20 protein-coding genes are annotated in these 16,848 nt (G+C 65.0%); 13 read left to right on the top strand and 7 right to left on the bottom strand.

From position 1 onward, the window contains the following. Window positions 1-62: 62 nt before the first annotated feature. A complete protein-coding gene (locus ACZ6YG_RS23945) occupies window positions 63-449 on the top strand; it encodes a winged helix-turn-helix transcriptional regulator (protein ID WP_466019251.1) in 387 nt (128 codons plus the stop codon). Between the two features lie 92 nt (window positions 450-541). Here ACZ6YG_RS23945 and ACZ6YG_RS23940 read toward each other — a convergent pair whose 3' ends face one another. Then, entirely contained in the window at window positions 542-913 is a 372-nt protein-coding gene (locus ACZ6YG_RS23940; protein WP_466019250.1) for a hypothetical protein, read from the bottom strand. A gap of 162 nt (window positions 914-1,075) precedes the next feature. Beyond that, complete coding sequence (locus ACZ6YG_RS23935) at window positions 1,076-1,795, bottom strand: class I SAM-dependent methyltransferase (RefSeq protein WP_466019249.1); 720 nt, start codon at window positions 1,793-1,795, stop codon at window positions 1,076-1,078. Window positions 1,796-1,903: 108 nt separating this feature from the next. On the opposite strand from ACZ6YG_RS23935, the gene ACZ6YG_RS23930 reads away from it, so the two are divergent. Together ACZ6YG_RS23930 and ACZ6YG_RS23925 are read left to right on the top strand one after the other, a co-directional pair. Next, a complete protein-coding gene (locus ACZ6YG_RS23930) occupies window positions 1,904-2,476 on the top strand; it encodes a TetR/AcrR family transcriptional regulator (RefSeq protein WP_466019248.1) in 573 nt (190 codons plus the stop codon). Window positions 2,477-2,812: 336 nt separating this feature from the next. Further along, a complete protein-coding gene (locus tag ACZ6YG_RS23925; protein WP_466019247.1) occupies window positions 2,813-3,607 on the top strand; it encodes a hypothetical protein in 795 nt (264 codons plus the stop codon). Window positions 3,608-3,909: 302 nt separating this feature from the next. Here ACZ6YG_RS23925 and ACZ6YG_RS23920 read toward each other — a convergent pair whose 3' ends face one another. Next, a complete protein-coding gene (locus ACZ6YG_RS23920; protein WP_466019246.1) occupies window positions 3,910-4,182 on the bottom strand; it encodes a hypothetical protein in 273 nt (90 codons plus the stop codon). A 394-nt stretch (window positions 4,183-4,576) separates the two neighbouring features. Here ACZ6YG_RS23920 and ACZ6YG_RS23915 point away from each other — a divergent pair, with 394 nt between their 5' ends. Together ACZ6YG_RS23915 and ACZ6YG_RS23910 are read left to right on the top strand one after the other, a co-directional pair. Further along, the gene (locus ACZ6YG_RS23915) at window positions 4,577-5,206 is read left to right on the top strand and encodes a hypothetical protein (protein WP_466019245.1); all 630 of its coding nucleotides are present in this window, start codon (window positions 4,577-4,579) and stop codon (window positions 5,204-5,206) included. A 127-nt stretch (window positions 5,207-5,333) separates the two neighbouring features. Next, window positions 5,334-6,299, top strand: coding sequence for a hypothetical protein (locus ACZ6YG_RS23910; protein WP_466019244.1), 966 nt, complete (start codon window positions 5,334-5,336; stop codon window positions 6,297-6,299). A 146-nt stretch (window positions 6,300-6,445) separates the two neighbouring features. Here ACZ6YG_RS23910 and ACZ6YG_RS23905 read toward each other — a convergent pair whose 3' ends face one another. After that, entirely contained in the window at window positions 6,446-7,576 is a 1,131-nt protein-coding gene (locus tag ACZ6YG_RS23905; RefSeq protein WP_466019243.1) for an NADAR family protein, read from the bottom strand. Between the two features lie 51 nt (window positions 7,577-7,627). After that, window positions 7,628-7,912 (bottom strand): DUF7710 domain-containing protein, encoded by a 285-nt coding sequence (locus ACZ6YG_RS23900; RefSeq protein WP_466019242.1) that lies wholly within the window; start codon window positions 7,910-7,912, stop codon window positions 7,628-7,630. A 449-nt stretch (window positions 7,913-8,361) separates the two neighbouring features. Here ACZ6YG_RS23900 and ACZ6YG_RS23895 point away from each other — a divergent pair, with 449 nt between their 5' ends. From ACZ6YG_RS23895 to ACZ6YG_RS23885, 3 genes are all read left to right on the top strand, one after another. Continuing rightward, window positions 8,362-9,339 carry an ankyrin repeat domain-containing protein gene (locus tag ACZ6YG_RS23895; protein WP_466019241.1) on the top strand — a complete coding sequence of 326 codons (978 nt, stop codon included), beginning with the start codon at window positions 8,362-8,364 and terminating at the stop codon, window positions 9,337-9,339. A gap of 359 nt (window positions 9,340-9,698) precedes the next feature. Further along, window positions 9,699-10,400 carry a hypothetical protein gene (locus ACZ6YG_RS23890; RefSeq protein WP_466019240.1) on the top strand — a complete coding sequence of 234 codons (702 nt, stop codon included), beginning with the start codon at window positions 9,699-9,701 and terminating at the stop codon, window positions 10,398-10,400. Window positions 10,401-10,433: 33 nt separating this feature from the next. Next, on the top strand, window positions 10,434-11,480 hold the full coding sequence (locus ACZ6YG_RS23885; protein WP_466019239.1) for a hypothetical protein: 1,047 nt from the start codon (window positions 10,434-10,436) through the stop codon (window positions 11,478-11,480). Between the two features lie 582 nt (window positions 11,481-12,062). Here the strand turns inward: ACZ6YG_RS23885 and ACZ6YG_RS23880 are convergent. Together ACZ6YG_RS23880 and ACZ6YG_RS23875 are read right to left on the bottom strand one after the other, a co-directional pair. Next, window positions 12,063-12,734 (bottom strand): HAD family hydrolase, encoded by a 672-nt coding sequence (locus tag ACZ6YG_RS23880; RefSeq protein WP_466019238.1) that lies wholly within the window; start codon window positions 12,732-12,734, stop codon window positions 12,063-12,065. Beyond that, window positions 12,731-13,573: a GntR family transcriptional regulator gene (locus ACZ6YG_RS23875; protein ID WP_466019388.1), complete on the bottom strand. Its 843-nt coding sequence runs from the start codon at window positions 13,571-13,573 to the stop codon at window positions 12,731-12,733. The genes ACZ6YG_RS23880 and ACZ6YG_RS23875 overlap by 4 nt, the downstream gene beginning before the upstream one ends. A 137-nt stretch (window positions 13,574-13,710) precedes the next feature. Between ACZ6YG_RS23875 and ACZ6YG_RS23870 the strand changes: the two genes are divergently transcribed. The 5 genes from ACZ6YG_RS23870 (at window position 13,711) to ACZ6YG_RS23850 (ending at window position 16,843) form a co-directional block, all read left to right on the top strand. Next, complete coding sequence (locus ACZ6YG_RS23870; protein WP_364233215.1) at window positions 13,711-14,040, top strand: SCO3933 family regulatory protein; 330 nt, start codon at window positions 13,711-13,713, stop codon at window positions 14,038-14,040. A gap of 97 nt (window positions 14,041-14,137) precedes the next feature. Further along, on the top strand, window positions 14,138-15,508 hold the full coding sequence (locus ACZ6YG_RS23865; protein WP_466019237.1) for an FtsK/SpoIIIE domain-containing protein: 1,371 nt from the start codon (window positions 14,138-14,140) through the stop codon (window positions 15,506-15,508). 86 nt (window positions 15,509-15,594) lie between these two features. After that, window positions 15,595-16,290: a DUF2637 domain-containing protein gene (locus ACZ6YG_RS23860; protein ID WP_466019236.1), complete on the top strand. Its 696-nt coding sequence runs from the start codon at window positions 15,595-15,597 to the stop codon at window positions 16,288-16,290. Next, window positions 16,287-16,703 (top strand): hypothetical protein, encoded by a 417-nt coding sequence (locus ACZ6YG_RS23855; RefSeq protein WP_466019235.1) that lies wholly within the window; start codon window positions 16,287-16,289, stop codon window positions 16,701-16,703. The genes ACZ6YG_RS23860 and ACZ6YG_RS23855 overlap by 4 nt, the downstream gene beginning before the upstream one ends. Then, window positions 16,700-16,843, top strand: a complete 144-nt coding sequence (locus tag ACZ6YG_RS23850) for a hypothetical protein (protein WP_466019234.1) — start codon at window positions 16,700-16,702, stop codon at window positions 16,841-16,843. Before ACZ6YG_RS23855 ends, ACZ6YG_RS23850 begins: the two co-directional genes overlap by 4 nt. The last annotated feature ends 5 nt before the right edge of the window (window positions 16,844-16,848 follow it).

The raw sequence follows: 16,848 nt of genomic DNA, 5'->3' as shown, positions 1-16,848 counted from the left end.
GCCGCTTCCCGGACGCTACCGAGGGCTGCGGTTACCACGGGGATACCGGTTATCGTGAGGCCATGAGGGAACCTCTGCCCGCCGACATGTTCGACGAGCTGTGCCCGTCCTCGCTCAATCCGATCCGGTTCGGCGACAAGTGGGCGGCGCTCGTCATCCGTTGCCTCGAGCACGGGCCGCGCCGGTTCTCCGAGCTGCGTGTGCCGCTGAGTCGCGTCACCCCCAAGGTCCTCACCCAGTCGCTGCGCTCCCTCGAACGGGACGGTCTGGTCGAACGCACCGTCTACACCGGCGCCGCCCCGCATGTCGAGTACGGGCTCACCCCGCTCGGCCGTAGCATGCTCAGGCCGATGGCGATCGCCTGCGCCTGGACGCAGGAACACTGGGACGAACTGCTCGACGCCCGCGAGTCGTACGACAACAGCTCTCGTCTCGACCGCGCCGGCTGACGCGGCGGACTTCACGGCCTGGCCGATCGCATAGCCGTTGGACGAGGCCGAGTCGCTGGTGCCGATCGAGTCCCGGAGGAAGCCACGCTTGGTCATTCGTCGAAACCGGGCTGGCTGAGCCTGCTCATGTCCACTCGCTCGCCGCGCCCGTGGTCGCGGAGCATGAGCGCCGCCGCGGTCGCCGCGGCGACCATGAGCCCGGCGGTGATGGCGAAACCCACCCCGAAGCCCGAGGTGAGGGCGAGCGCCGGTGATTCCCCGGCGGCCAGCAGGTCCGTGGTGCGCACGGTGACGACGCTGGAAAGAATGGCGAGGCCGAGGGCCCCGCCGAGTTGGAGGCTGACGTTCTGCAGCGCGGACACGACGCCGGTGTCTGCTTGCGGGACGTCGTTCAGGGCGGCGATCGTGGACGGGACGATGACGATCGCGAGGCCGGTGCACACGATCAGGGACGGCAGGATCACATTGCTCCAGACCGATCCCTGCGGCGCGATGGTGGCGAATCGCGGGCAGTGCGACGTTCACGACCGTCACGTCGACGCCGTCGAGGACCTGGGCCGTACACAGCACCAGCAGCCCGATCACGTGCGCCGGAGTCCAGCGGAAGGCCCGGGTCTCCTGCGTCGTCATCGCGTGCGCCCTTGGTGATCGCCGTGACGCGCGGAGTCGGCCTGTGCCGGGAGCGTGGCCCTCCAGTGCGTCATGGTGCCGAGGACGCTGCTGGACGCGCTGACTTGGGACACCTCGGTGAAGCCGGCCGCGCGCATCAGCGTAGGGATCGCCCCTGAGAGGTTGGCCGCGACGCGTTCGCCGCCGAGTGCGCGCAGAGGGAGGGACACGAGCTTCATCAGCGCTGTGCTGGGTGGTCCGAGGTCGGCGACGTGCAGCTGTCCGCCCGGTCGCAGGAGGCGCTGACAGGCGGCGAGCATCGACCGCTTCTCCTCGGTGGTCAGATGATGCAGCACGAAGGTCGTCAGGATCCGGTCGAAGGACCCGGGCGGGAACTCAGCGGTCTCGATTGTGCCCTGATGCAGCTCGGCGTCGACATGGGCGCGTGCGAGCACCTCGCGAGCGACCTCGAGGACGGCCGGGTCCACGTCGAGCCCGATGACCCTCGTCGTCGGATAAGCCTGTTTGATCAGCAGAGCGAGTGTCCCGGTGCCGCAGCCCAGGTCGAGGACCGTCATATCCGGCTCGATGCCGGTTCGACGCAGGAAGCGGCGCAGCGTCGGCCTTGTCATCCCGCTCAGCGCCGCATAGAGCGGCGTGAGCGCCGCGTGGCCGAGGGCGGGTACGAAGGACGACGGGCGGGCGTCTTCATGGACATCAGTACGGTTAGTGAACATACTGTTCATGATTGATGTGCTTCGGAGGTGAGCTCAAGAAGCAGTTCGCCGGATCCGTCCGTTACCGGACAGATCTCCCGAACTGGCCTTGAACGGGCGGAGGAAGCCATGCAGCGAGACGGCGACAGGCGAGTGCGCCGGACTCGCGCACTCCTGCACCAGTCTCTGATCGAGCTCATCATGGCCCAGGGCTACACACGCGTCACCGTGCAGGACATCCTCGACCACGCCGATGTCGGCCGATCCACCTTCTACAGCCACTACAACAGCAAGGACGACCTCCTGGTCGAGAGCGGCAGCGATCATCTCCGCGCGATGATCGCCAAAGCCTCTGCCGGTCCAGGCGATCCTGCGGCCGCCGATGACGATCCACTGCTTCCTGCGCTGCTCATCTTCCGGCTGGCCGGGGCCAACCGTCAGCTCTACCAGTCCCTGATCGGAGGCCGAGGTAGTGCCAAGGTCGTCTCCATCGCGAAAGGAATGCTGACCGAGGTCTTCACCGATCACCTGCGGCGAGCACGGCCGGCTACGGACGCAATCGAGCTCGAACCGACCGTGGCATTCCTGGTCAGCGGATTGATGGGGCTGCTCATCTGGTGGCTGGACACCCGGCCCGACCTTGCCCCGGAAGAGGTCTACCGCCGATTCGTCCACCTCGCCACCTGTGGCGTCCTGACGTGAGCGGGGCTCCATCGATGTGCCGTCGGGCCGGGTCGCGGATCCCGCCACCCCGACACTGTGGGGTGTAGGTCAAGGGCCTGATCATTGCCATCGCCATGCCCAGCGACGCGAACTCCGTCCTCCACCAGCGACCTGACACCACCCGGGCCTCCCTGGACACCCGCTCCGCAGCTCCCAACCCAGGACGATCCCGACCGAAACTCCCGAAACGACAAGATCCCGCCCGATCGCGATGACCAGACGGGATCCCGTCAGACTCTCCTCGATCTGGCCGATCATGCTGGGTAGGGAAGTCGCTGTGACAAGAGTGAGATCATCGTCCGTGATGATCGGCGCATGAAACGCATGAGCATCGCGCTGGTAGTGGCCGGCCTGCTAAGCGTCGTGATTCCCGGCGGCGCCGTACACGCGGCCCCCGAATCGAAGTCTCTCAACTCCGTCGTCGAAGCCATCAAGAAGCAGTTCAAGAAGAAGAGCAGCGTGCGCTTCTCCGTCAAGCGACGCGGCGGGCCCTCGATCGTCGTGAACACCGTTAAGGTGTCCGGTGTGTACCGCTTCAGGGCTTCAGGCGTGTACGCCTCCGACACCACGGAGATTTCCCACGGACCATATGGAAAAGGTCGATCCCGGGGAATCAGCATCGGCCGGGAGTTTTACTGGCAGCATTACTTGCGTTCCAAGAACGGCAAGTACATCTGGAAGTCGCCGCAGACACTGGGAAAATGGAACCATGACCGGGACCTGTCGGGGGTCATCCGGAGAGAGAACCTGATCGACGGGATCAACCCGGGCTTCCTTAAGCTGGGCGCCTCTCACGGCGCGACCAGCACCGACGGCGGAATGTTCGAGGGAGTGAAGACGACCCTCCACAGCGGCACGGTGACCGTTCCCGAGGTGGATGAACGGCAGGCCGGGATGGTCTTCGGGACCGAGGAGGTGGATGCCTGGAAGCGCAGACTGATCACCTGGAAACTATGGGCGGGCCCGGACAACCTGCCACGACGCTTCCACGCCATCATCAGGTTCACTGAAGGCAAGGCCGAGACCATGACGATGAACATCATCTATCGAGGGTGGGGAGAACCCGTCAAGATCACAACCCCACCCAAGAACCTCATCGTCGACTGGTGATCGACGGTCCCTCAGGGCGGCCAGCCCTAGGTTCAAGGCGGACCGATCAGACGAGATCCCGCCTCTGAACAGCACAAAAGCCCGTCCGATCACATCCCGGACGGGGCTTGCTGTGTCTGGTTGAGATGAGGGGATTCGACCCCCTGACCCCTTCGATGCGAAACACTCGGATTGATCGCTTTTCCTGGCGTGAGCAGGTCAACCGGTTTGCCTGTGTGCATCGACGTGCATGTTTGAGTGGCCTGAGGCATCCCTGATTCACTCAGTTTGTCAATCAATCCAGTGCTTGCCCGATCGTTTCATCAGTCCAGGGATGCGATGAACGATAGGGTCAGCAGACCCACCAGGCCCATGGCGATGCCGGACAGGATGGCGGCAGCGTCTCTGCGATAGATGAGGGCGAGCACGAAGGCTGGCGGTGGAGCAAACAGCCACACCAACCCCGTCGCTGTAATCAACGGGTCAGGCATGTCGATCATGCCATGGAGCTGTCGGAATAACTGGAACGTGGCGGCAAGCCACAGAATTGCGAACCCGAGCAGGCTGTATGAGACCCACCGTCCGTTTGTCGTCATGAGGCGCCATTATGAATGTCCCACCGCCCTGCGGTACAGATCATGGTCGACTTGACAGGCGTGGTCTTCGCAGACTGCACGATCTTAAAGAGCTGGAGCGTCAAGGAGCGGTTGACGCTAAAGGGTGTGCGACACTCCTGCCTGCCCGTCTGCCGTCGTCCCACCCGAAGGGGTAGCCGGGGCTGCCCGGCCGCGCGCCCGGCACCAGGTCGTGATGGGCCTGAGTTCTGCAACGCCATCCGTCGTCAAGTGCCGAGAGGATGGCATCCGTTGCTCTCTACTGCGCTCCCGTGTCAGCAAGTTCGCTGGCTCCCCTGACCTTCCAACCTGCCGGCGAGCCCTCCTCGTACCTCCAGCAACGACACGTACGCGCTATGCCTGGATACTGCCAGCCATGGTCATCGTTGAAGTCGTCCTGGAGACCGACGACGCGGTGGACTTCACGGCTTGGCCGATCGCGGAGCCGTTGAGTGACTGCCTTCTCGCCCTGTCCGAGCGGATGTCTCTCGCCGACGTCGGGACGGCCATGGCCGTCATCTTCAGCTACAACAACATCCCCGTCACGCACGCCGCCGACCTGACCGAGGCGCATCTGCAACGACATCTCGCCGAAGCGGAAGGCCTGAGCGCTCCGGGCGGTCTGCGCTTCCGCGACACCACCACCAACGTCACCGTCTCGCCCGGTTGCTGTTTCGGCTTGGAGAACTGGCGGGACTGGTGGGACGTGGCTCGCGGGCAAGAATCTTGGCTCGGGCACGACCCCACGCCACACATCACACACGTGGGTCACGTCATCCAGCTCCGGCAGGACGATGAAGACTCTCCGTCCATCGAGATCACTCGCGGCGAGCTCTCCGGCCTGCTCGCTACAGCCCAACAGCACTTCTCCGGGTTCCTCGGCCTCGCCCAGCAATGGGCGGCGGTCACCACCCCAGGGTTGGCCGACCTGCTCATCTCAGTCTTCGACCAATACTTCGCGATAACTGAAGCCTTTTCATCCTCGGGCGGCCTTGAGACACAGTGATTCTGAACGCTTCCACGCGAGGCGGGATGTTGTGCCACCATGATCGCCTCGTTACGACGAAGGAGGCTGCTTGGTCGTTTTCTCCTGTGCGGGGTGCGGCGCTGTGATGACCGCGAGGGTGGCGCGGGTGGCGCTTCCCGACCACTCTGGTCAGAAGTACAGCCATGACCTGCTCCCCGGTCTTCTGGAGCCAGGAACGTACGCGGTGGACCCTGGAGACGACCGGCCTTGGGAACCAAGGAAGCCCGAGCTGGAAGAGCATGGCGTCCGACTCCAGATGTACGGCATTACGGGACCCCCGAACAGGATCGGGATCGCGCCGGGCGACGTCCGCGGAACCGTCTTCATCCCGGAGCGGTTAGGCGGCTGCTGTTGTGGCTGGGACGGCCAGTACGGTCCCAACCTGGCGTGCGCGGAGTGCGGCTGTCCGGTGGCGACGCGCGTCGACGACTGCGGGTTCTGGCAGGTGGTGTGGCTGGAGCCGGACGCCGTATGTCCTGTCGCCGTCGATGGCCCCGTCCAGCGGGTGATGGACTGGGCGGAACTGCCGAGCACCCCGCCCGTTGATTCGCGTGGTTTCTGGAGCCCGGTGTGGGAGGCCGCGGTCGCGGTGGCACTGGCGCACCTGCTGGTGGTTTCGGGTGGTAGGCGGGTGTCTCTCCCTGATGGGCCTGTCGCAGAGGCGTTTCGCCGGGCGATCGACAGTCTTCTCCCTCCGGGATCACCGGAACGACACCTCGTCCTGGCCGGGCCCGGGCTGTCCGCCGCGATCACGGACATCGCACTGGCGCCGAAGCATCCGCAGACCGGTGAGATATGGCCGTGTGACGCAGGAACGGTGGTGCCGCTGGCTGCGGACGTGTGGACGTACCTGGCCTTCAACGATGATCGGCGGCTCATGCCGGCGGCGTACGGGATGCCAGCCGTCGTTCGCCGTGATGATCCGCCCCCGCTGCTGCCACACACTCTTTTCTGTCCCGATGGGCGAGTGTTCCTCCGCACGCTGGAGCGGCTGACGGCGGTTCAGCAGCCGTGGTTGCGCCGCATCTATGACCGGGTGAGAGACCGCCCGTACATCGATCCGTTCTCGTAGACGCACGAGCAGGGGGATGACCCCGCGGATGTGGCGCCCAGGGACTCGCGACACACGGCGGCGTGGGAGCCGAAGTCGGCGATCGTCACGGCCTCAGCTCATCACCGAGTACCGATCAAGAATCTTGCTGAGCCCTATTCGCAGACTCAGCCATCCGTCGCGAGCCCAAGTCGTTCGGCATGGAGTTCAGCTCTGACCAGTTCCAGCAGGCGGCCCATCCAGTTACGGCCCCGCTCCCCTGCCTCGTGCCAATAGTCCGACCCCGTGCCGGTGTAGTGGATGCGGGCGGTCCCCGTGCCGACCAAGATCTCAGCAAGGGCCGGATGCTGAGTGAACTTGACGCGCAGCAGTCGCATCATGACGGCTGCCCGGACGGTCGCCCAACCGTCGACGCGGCCGGTCTCCTTGGCGAGGGTTTCAGCGTCGTAAGGGCGCTCGGCCATCATGATCTGCTCGCGCGCCGCCTGGTCCGCCGTGGACAGGGCCCAATAGGCATGGGTGACCGTCGGATAGGAAACACTCCCGACCTCGATGTCGGCCGGGTACTCGTTGCGCAGGACCAGGATGCCCGGATCCTCCGGCCACCCGTGCGGGAAGACGGTCTGGTACAGAGTGATCGCGCCTGCTTCTAAGGGCTCGGGGTCGTCAGGCGGAGCAGGCCGCGGAGTCTTCCGATAACTGAGAACCTCCTCGAAGTAGCGAATCGCCTCTGCCCGGTCGTCTTCGGTCACCACCTCGGGGTCGTATGGCTGCCACTGCACCGGCAGAGGCTCACCGAGTTCAGCGATCAAGACCCGGAGCGGCACGTCTTTGCGGTCCATGTCCCCCAGAACATAGATTCGATCGATCTCCGGAATGGCTTGGTACGCCTGCCGCAGCGCACGCCGATCCTCCTCGGACCTGGTGTCCATGTACTTCTCGATCGCCAGCCAGCACCGCCGGGAGGAGTCCGGGCGCCCGTTGAGCTGCTCGATCGCATCGGCTACCTGGCCCAACAGGTCGTCCGCCGTCACGGACATCGACGGCTCCGCCAGCTTCCAGGACGCAAGTTGATGAGCGGACGCCCACTGCCCTGGCTTCAGCGACGTCGCGACCCAGCCGGTCTCCAAATGCCGTCGCAGCCCATCCAGATCCGTCAGGCCCCAGGCGTCGATTGCGCCATCGGCATAGATCACCAGATCGGTCAGGAAGTATCGGCCGGCATTGCGGATGAACACCGGCCGTGACACGCCCTCGACCCGTTCCCCATCAACTTCCCGAAACGTTCGTCGCGGCATGGCGGCCTAGGTCTTCGTGATCAACGCGACTTCCGTCTCGTCGTGCTGCCTTCAGTCCTGATCCCCATCGGTGTAGTGGAAGTGCTCCTGATGCGCAGTCGTGAAGCGTCCCACGAACGAGGGGGTCTGCTGATGAGCGGCGCGCGGCCGGAAGTGGTCGTGCTCAATCGCCCAGTCGTAGACGCCCGTGTCGAGGGGGTACTCCGTGAGCATCCCCGTCATCTTGGCGGCCTTGATCCAGGACTCTGCACGATCCCGCGTCCGGAACACACCGGAGGGCCACTGAGCGTCCTCGCCCAGAAACACCCACACTGTCGCGGGGCCGGAATCACTCACTGTGGAGACACCTCATCCCTGAGCGCCGCAGGGCCGGAGGGAAACGGACCTGATGGATGAACCGTAGTCACTCACTTAGTCACCCAGCAACGCAAAGGCCGCTTCCAAAACTCTGGAAGCGGCCTTTGACCTGGGTGGAGATGAGGGGATTCGAACCCCTGACCCCTTCGATGCGAACCCCGGTGGGACATGCCGCTTCCGATCACCGGATGCTATCCGGTGTCGTCGAGCGCGGCAGGGATGACGTCCGTTGATCTCGGCTACGCTCCCGTGTCAGCGGGTCCGCTGACTTTTCGCTGACTTCGTTCAGCATCTCACCACCCAAATCGACCGGGGCCCCGAGACCGTTGTTCTTATCGACTCGCCTTCCTTGGCCAATCCGGATCTGTCGGCGTCGTACGTCATCATTGGCCACACCCGCTTCCAGTACGTGCCCTTCAAGGAGTGCCGTGGCCATCAACGACGGACCCGGATTACCCGACGACGGCCGAGACGATCAGACCGATCCTGACCCTGTCCGCACCCGGCCTGAGATCGACGCAGCCCCGGACCCGGAGCAGTACTTCCTGCTGCACGACGCAGCCGAGAACGACTCGCCCGAGGCGGTCACGGAGCTGGCCCAGCGCATCGCCGATGTCGACTTCCTTGACAATGACGACGAGGAGTATCCCGGCCGTACCGCGCTCTGGACAGCTGTCTTCGCCAATCGTCCCGACAACGCGCGCGTCCTGGTAGCCGCCGGAGCGGACCCGTGGCGGCCCATGATGAACGGCTGGTCCCCCGGACGGCTCAGCCTGGCCGGCCCCACCCCAGCTCTGTTCAGCATCCCGCCCGGTGTAAGCGGTCTGTCTCCAAGCGAGACCGCCGCCGTGACGGAAGCCAGACGTCTCATCGGCGCGCTGAGGGATCTCGACTATTTCGGGCTGGGCATGGCCTGCGTGGCCGACATCACAGCAGCCGAGGCGGCACGGCGACTGGAGGCCGTCCCGGCCGATGACGGGGACGTCGCGGCGATCAACGAGGATCTCGGGGGGCACCTCGACGACAGCCAGACCGTCGTCGGCGTCACGGACGTACCCGGCGGATGCATCGTCAGCCAACCATGGGGATACCTCCCCAACACGCCAGGAGTCGCCAAGCGCTTGTCAGCAGGCACCGTCTGCTACGGAATGTACGACAACCCCAAGGGCGGCCATCACGGCACAGTCTTCCGGGACGGCGTCCTGGAGGAAGGGGACACCCACCCCGGTGGCGGCGGCGTGTACCCGGACGACCCCGCCGAGGAGATCCTCGCCACCTACCTCTACCACCACCACGCCGTGGCCTACTGCTGTGCCCGCATGGGCTTGCGCCTGACCGACGCCAAGGCGATCACCGGTCCACCCGACATATGGCTGAGGCTCCCCGAACGGGACTGGCGGAACTGATCAAAAGCCGTAGCGAAGACCAGGCTCCGTGATCTGGAACCGGGCCTTTGACTTGGGTGCAGAGAACCCCTGACCCCTTCGATGCGAAGCCACTTGCTGTGGATCGCAGCGGGGCCAGTTGTGCCGCCCTACCTGGGTACTCAGTCTTCAGAAGTCCGCGAACGTCTGCGGCAGTACACCTCGATTGTCACCCAGTTAGTCACTCTAGGGCGCCCTTGCTGCGTCGAACCCATGAACTCCGGATGTGCCCCCACGAAGGGTCACTTCGAGCCAGTGCAAGATCGGCATAAATCTGATCGCGCGGATCATCGGTCATCGGCGATGATGCTGAGGGTAGCCGAGGAGGAACAGGAGGCGCCATGTGGCCTGAATTGACGGTTCGATCCTGGCGGGGAGTGCACGAACTGAGAGCAGCTCACGAGCATAAGGATTACGCGGACGATCTGGATGATCGCGTCAATGCAAGCATTGAAGCGCGCAGAATTTGCGAACTCCGGGGCATGTTTATGGCTCAGGCTGCAGAAATCGAAGACCTTCTGCATACGCTACTCCGATTGATTACTGAACATCGTCCCAAGTGGCTCCCAGCAGCAACCAAGGCGAAAAAGTTACCAGCAAGCCGGGCGCTAGAGATCATTCGCGCCGTTGCCACATCAACAGGGAAAGCCAATGATCTTCACAACGCTTTTGCACAAATAAGATGGCTGCTGGCTCGTCGCAATCAATTGGTTCATGCGATTGTGCACGTTGGCTATAGCTCACCAGGACCACACGCCCGACGAGAGCCAGTCATTGTCCTACTTGTGGAAATACAAGGCAACGACATCCGGGTACCTTGGGAGCTCGCTCCCAGACTTGAAAATGTCCGGAATCCCGGAGACATGGGCTGGGATGGCGATTGCGGAGAGATATCAGAGCTACATTTGGAAGAAGACCTTCGTCGGGCATTCATCGTTCTAGAAAGTGCGGTTGACATATTTCAGGCACTTGGAGCCCCGCTGGAGCTTCTTCCGAAGCATCGCGCCCCCGGCACCGAAGAGACCGAGGGTCTGCCGTTCTGATGCATCGGCCCTCTCGCAACACAAGCAACTGAGGTGAAATCATTGGCGTCGTTTATGGATGAGTTGGAACGAACAGTCGTGCAGCTATGGGAGGCGAAGCGCCTTGCAGCATGGGGCGATATCCCGCACGGACGGCTCGCTCTCCTACTGCTGGACAATGCCGCCGAGATATCCCTAAGGCGTACGGCGGGCGCAAACATGCTTGAGGCGGAAATGTACAACAGCATGGCCTACAGTATGCGGAGTGTCGAGCCCGATGACGAAGAGGGCCAGAAACTTAAGGCACAGATCGAAGCCAAAACCCTATCAAATAGGCAGAAAAAGCAAATCGACCGCAACTTCGATGCACTCGTGGACTACGTCTTTGCAGATGAACGGCACACACTTGCAATCGAGTACGGCGACTGCCTGAAAATCTTGCATCGATACCGCAATGCCGCTTATCATCGCGACACCATTCATGCGGATATACTTGGACCTGCGGTGCAGATCTTTTTCTTCTTGTGCTGTCATCTGATCAAGAGCGAGCGGCAACTCATGAGCGAGATCAGGGAAGCTCCCTCTGGGATATTAGAAGTTTTGGACGGGAGTCTGCCAGAGTCCTCCCGGCCAGCGAATTCGTTCGACACTCAAACGCTCGCACACCACGTTGCGGACCGACTTCTTGACCAACTAAGGCTCGATAACTACGGGATCGCGAAAGTACTGTCCGAACACCTCGTCGCCAGACTGGACAAGCTCGTTCGGGACTTGGACGAGATTGGCGCGAGCATTCCTCCTGGAATCACTCGCTGGGCCACATTGAGGTTAGTGCAACAGGCACCTGAGAAGCTTGAGGATTTCCATGCCAAACCAGCGGACGACTTCTGGACTCGTCCGCTGCCGATTACAGAGGAAGTCATCGAGAGCTGGTTCTCAGGCGCCCGCTCATTGCAGGCTATACCCGTAGCACACGATGCACTTCGGGCCTTCGCGAAGATCGAGCGACCCTTGGAGGGGATCGAGGAACCCGCGGCTCGATTCATTTGGGATATCGAGCGCCTGAAGCAACAACGCCTTGATTATCTGAGAGGCAAATAAATTGCGGACGAGTTCTTCCGGAAGGCCGTGATCAGTGACCATTACAAGCAGTGCTGCTCCCAGCAGCGCCCGTCCACCTGATCACCTCGTACGCCGTCGACTCACCGCGTAGCGGCAGCGGGCCGGGGACGGAGTGTCAAGCTCGGCTTCGCGTGTACGTTCGCCATTCGCCGTTCCTCGATCATGCGTTGTCCTGCGGTCAGAGCCGGGCTTGATACGGAGGAGCCGGTCTGCTGGGCTTGCCTGAGTCGATGGTGTGCGAGGTGATCAGCCCCCAGCCACCCCATCTACGTTCAGGGCCGTGTGGCGATCACCTCGGTGCCGGAGTGCTCCCGCCGGAGGCATGCTTTGACCTCGTCGGCTCTGTCCGGCAGTCGGCGTCCCGCATGGTGCTGGTGGATGCCCGCTTCGTCGTTTTGGCTGAGTTTGTTGGTGCGGCGGGGTGGCCGGGCGGGACCGGCCCGGAGAGGCCGCACGCCCGCCCGGACCGCCCGGCCGCCCGCCGCCCAACGGGCGGCGGCTTGATGACGTAGGGAAGGTTTGAATCACGCACTCCCCTGCGCGACTGTCGATCTTGTTCCGCTACTGCTTGCCAATCAGTTCGACGATGCTCGCAGTCACTGCGTCGGCCCCGGCCTGGGTGAGCCTGTCGGCCTTTCCCGGCTCGTTGGCGTAGGCGATACTGCAGGTTCCGGCGTTACGCGCGGCCTGCATGTCGAAGTCCGAGTCCCCGATCAGCACGGCCTGCGCTGGCTCGACGCCCAGGGCCTTGCACGCCCACAGCACTGACTGCGGGTGCGGCTTCATCTGCTCCGGCACACCGATGGGGCGCCCGGAAACCGCGGTGACCCACTCCTCCAACGCCGTCAGGGCAAGGAAGGTCTCGATGGCGGGTGCGGAGTTGTTGCTGACGATGCCGACCGGCTTGCCGGCCTCTGCGCACGCTTCGAGGAACTCGCGAACGCCGGGCGTGATCTCGGCGTAGGTTGCGGCCTCGACTTCGTTGCCCATGAGGGCGGTCTCCACCTTGTCGACTAGCTCCGGCGCGATCTCGGCGGTTCTGCGCAGTACCTTGAGCGGGTCCTCCAGCGCCTCGACGTCCTCCGGCAGTTCTACGCCTTCCTTGACGAGCACCTGCTTGAGCCGGTCCGCGACCACGGGTGCGGGTAGTCCGGCGAAGATGCTGCACACGGGGCCGTCGAAGTCGAGCAGGACGGCGTCGGCCTGGCGGACGAGGTCGGCTGCGGTGGTCATAGCTCGATCTCGCGGCTGATGGTGGTCCACATGCTGTCGAACCAGCGGCGGGTCTCGGTGACGTACTGCGAGGCCATCGAGGTGGGATCTTCGGTGATCTCGTAGTGGAAGAGCAGGGCGTCTTTGCCCATGACGTCGTACAACTCGTGGGGTTCGCCCTTGATGCGGACGGTGTGCTTGACGACGGGGTAGAAGCCGAAGAACACCCGTTCGCGGTTGATCACGTAGAACTTGAACGCGGGTGCGGTCTGGTGGACGCGTACCTGGACGGTGGCGGTCTTGACCAGGCCGAGGTCTGCCAGCTCGTGGACGGCGTCGGCGATGGCCTGGGTGCTGCGCTGCTGGATGCGCAGGGCGCGGGTCCGGATCACGGGATCGTCAGTGAGGTCTTCGGCGCGGCACGGCAGAGACATGGGGCGTTCCATGTCGGGGACCAGGATGCGGATGGCGATGGACTCGGGGGTGAGCCGTCCTAGCCGGATCTTGTCCAGGGGCTCTTGAAGCATCCCGTTGAGGGTCTCGCCGGAGAATCCGGCGAAGTCGATGGAGACGTTGGGCTCCTCGAAGGCGCGCTCGATGTGGGGGCGCAGCTCGACCGGCCGTTCGGTGCGTTCGCGGACGAAGACGCCGCTGCCTTGGCGGGAGACGACCAGGCCCTCGTCGCGTAGCAGGCGGATGGCTTGCTGGATGGTCATGCGTGCCACGCCGTACTTCTTCGCCAGGTCGTGGCCTGAGGGCAGCTTTTCGCCCGGCTCGAACTTCTTGGTCAGGATCGCGGCGCGCAAGGCTTTGGCGACCTGCTGGTACGGCGGGCGGGGGTCGTCGGGATCGAGACTCATCACGCAAACCAGCGTAGTTCTCCTAGGTTGCCTAGTCCAGTTACTCAGAGATGCTTGACATGGCTAGCCATGCTGGTCAACATGGACTCGTCAGCAAGATGCCTAGCCAAGTTAGGCAACCTTCAGAGGAGTTCAGCATGCGTAACATCCCCGTCGACATCACCGGCCTGGCCTTCATCGTCGCCGGTGAGCCCGAGCCGAAGATCGTCGACCGCGCCACCGGCGAAGTCAAGCGCGACGCCGAAGGCCGCGAGCTCTACACCATCCCGCTGCTGCCCAAGCCGAACGACGACCGGCGCAACCCGGTGATCGTGGTGACGTTCCCGAGCGAGACGTTCCCGCAGATCCCCGAGGGCGTGCAGGTCCGCCCGGTCGGCCTGGCGGCCTTCTTCTGGTCCATGAACGGCCGGTCCGGGCTCGGCTTTCGCGCCGAGACCATCACCCTGGCCGCGGCGAAGGCGGCCTGACCCGTAGGTACCCCGGGAGCGGGCGCATCGCCTGGCAGCTACCCGCCCGCTCCCGGGGCCCGTCCCTTTTCGAAGGTTCGAAAGGAACGCTCCAAGTATGTCCGACTGGCTGATCCCGCTGGCCATCACCGTGGCCTCGGTCTGCACGGTCCTGATGGTGTGGCGCATGCTGCACCCCGTCTCGTTCTGGCTGGTCGTGGGCTACCCGCTCAAGACCGCTCACGTCTACTTCACCTGGGGAAACGTCGCCCTCGGCTGCTCACTCACCCGGAAGCGGCGCCGCTGGCGCTACACCTTCGACGGCCTGCCGGTCGTCGGCCACGCCACCGTCTCCCTCGCACAGCGGCGGAAGGTCCGCCGGGTGCAGATCGACAAGCCGCCCCGGCTCGGCCTCATCCGGCCGCACCGCCTCGGCTTCCGCGTCAACGTCACGCTCATGGACGGGCAAACGCCGGACGACTACACCGCCCGACTGTCCAACCTCGCGCACGCCTGGCGGGTCCACTCCGTCCGGCTCATCAGCTCCCGGCCGGGCCGGGTCACGCTGCTGGCCACCCGGGGAGATCCGCTGTCGGAGATCCGTATCCCGCTGCTGTCGGAAGGGCTGCTCAGGGTGCGGGTCGGGCTGCTGGAGACCGGCGCGCCCTGGGTGCTCGACTTCCGTACGGTGCCGCACTGGCTGATCACCGGAGCCACCCAATCCGGCAAGTCCACCCTGCTCAACGCCCTGATCACCGGCCTATCCGCGCAACCGGTCGCCCTGGTCGGCTTCGACCTCAAGGGCGGCGTCGAACTCACCGCCTACGGCCGACGCCTGTCAGCCATCGCCACCGAGCGGGCCGAATGCGTCGGCCTGCTCAACGATCTGATCTGCCTGGTCAAGACCCGCATGGCCCTGTGCCGGGCGAACAAGGCCCGCAACGTCTGGAAGCTGCCCGAACACCTGCGGCCGACGCCGGTCGTGGTCCTGGTGGACGAGGTGGCCGAGCTGTTCCTGATGGCCCACAAGGGCGAGAAGGACGAGATCGCCACCACCGCCACTGCCCTGCTGCGGCTTGCCCAGCTCGGCCGGGCGTTCGGGGTGTACCTGGTGGTGTGCGGGCAACGGGTCGGCTCCGACCTCGGCCCCGGCGTCACCGCCCTGCGTTCCCAGCTTTCGGGCCGGATCTGCCACCGGGTTAACGACCCGGAGACCGCCACTATGACCCTCGGCGACACCGACCCGGCCGCCCTGGACGCGGCCCGGCAGATCCCGGCCAGCATGCCCGGCACCGCCATCGTGGTTGGCGATGACGGCCGCTGGTACCGCGCCCGCTCCGTCTACGTCAGCGAAGAAGCGGCCGAGAACGCCGCCACCGCACACGCCCAGCTCGCGCCCGCCTGGGCCGACCTGCTCACCGGCGCCGACACCGTGACCGTCACGGACGCCGAGTTGGAGGCGCTCGCCCGCGAAGGCGAACCCACCTAACCACTTCTCCACCTCGGCCCGGCGCGGGCCTGATCGCGCCAGGTCCCTACCCGCCCCATGCCCGAAACCGAAAGGAGGTGCCATCCATGGGACGCATCCGCGCCCGGCTGCTCGACACCGGCCCCGTCGTCGTCCTGGCCGTGATCGCCGCTGTCGGGTCCTTCACCCACATCAGCGACCTGGCCAACCGGCACGGGCAGCACGGCTGGCAGGCGTGGGCGGTCGCCGTGTGCATCGACCTGATGTGCGTGATGGCCGCCCGCGAACTCCAGCGCGACAAGCGCACCGGCCGCCACCGCCACGGCCCGATCTCGTGGCCGGCACTTGTGCTGACCGGCGGCATCGTCCTCACCTTGGCCGCCAACCTGGCCACCGCGCATCCGAGCGTGTGGGGCTGGATCACCGCCGCCACACCCGCCGTCGCCTTCCTGGTCGCGGTCTCCATGCTGGAGCGCCGCGCCTCCCACCGCTCCCCCATCGACACGGCCGAGCTGGCCGACGACAACGCCGACGAACAGCCCGGCCCCGCCGAGACAGCCACAGCCGTGGAGATTCCGCAGCTCGACCCGGCCCCGCTGCTCAGCTCCGGCCCGGCCGAGTCAGGTCACGCCGAGTCGGGTCCGTCGCCCGCGCTGCTGGCCTACGCCCGCCGCCTGGCCGACGACCACCACACCACCCACCAGCGGCCCATCACCGGCGACCAGCTCGCCACCCGCATGCACGTCTCGCCCGACCTGGCCGCCGACCTGCTCACCCACCTGCAGAAGGAACCCGTCGCATGACCAAGAACCCCACCCCGGCCCGCCTGATCGAAGCCGCCCGCGCCTGGGCACGCGGCTCCTACGCCCTGGAAGCCGCCGTCGAACTGCTCATCCAACACGGCGTATGGCTGCACCGGCCGGAGTTCCGCCGCTACGCCATCGACTACGTCACCGCCACCTACACCCGCACCCCGTACGCGGTCATCGACTGGCAGGCCGCCCACGCCGCCCACGTCCGGGGCCGCATGCCCTGCTCCGGCAGCGAGGCCGCCGTCCTGCGCATCGCCCTGTCCCTGGCCGACGGGATCCCGGTCGAGCTCGGCCCGGCCGTCACGTGCCTGGACGCCACCAACCTCGCCCGCGTCCTGGCCGCCATCGCCCACGCCAGCGGCAACCGCACCGCCTGGATCACGAGAGGAGACACCACGTCATGAACCAGCCCTACTGCCGCCGCTGCCTCGGCTCCGGCACCATCACCGCCTACCGCAGCCAGCCCCAGCCCACCGGCCAGACCCTCGTCATCGAAGTCTCGGAAACCTGCCCCACCTGCCGAGGAACCGGCACCCGATCATGACCCGC

Source organism: Nonomuraea sp. NPDC054003 (assembly GCF_055585125.1).
This window is presented reverse-complemented; position numbering and strand designations above follow the sequence as displayed.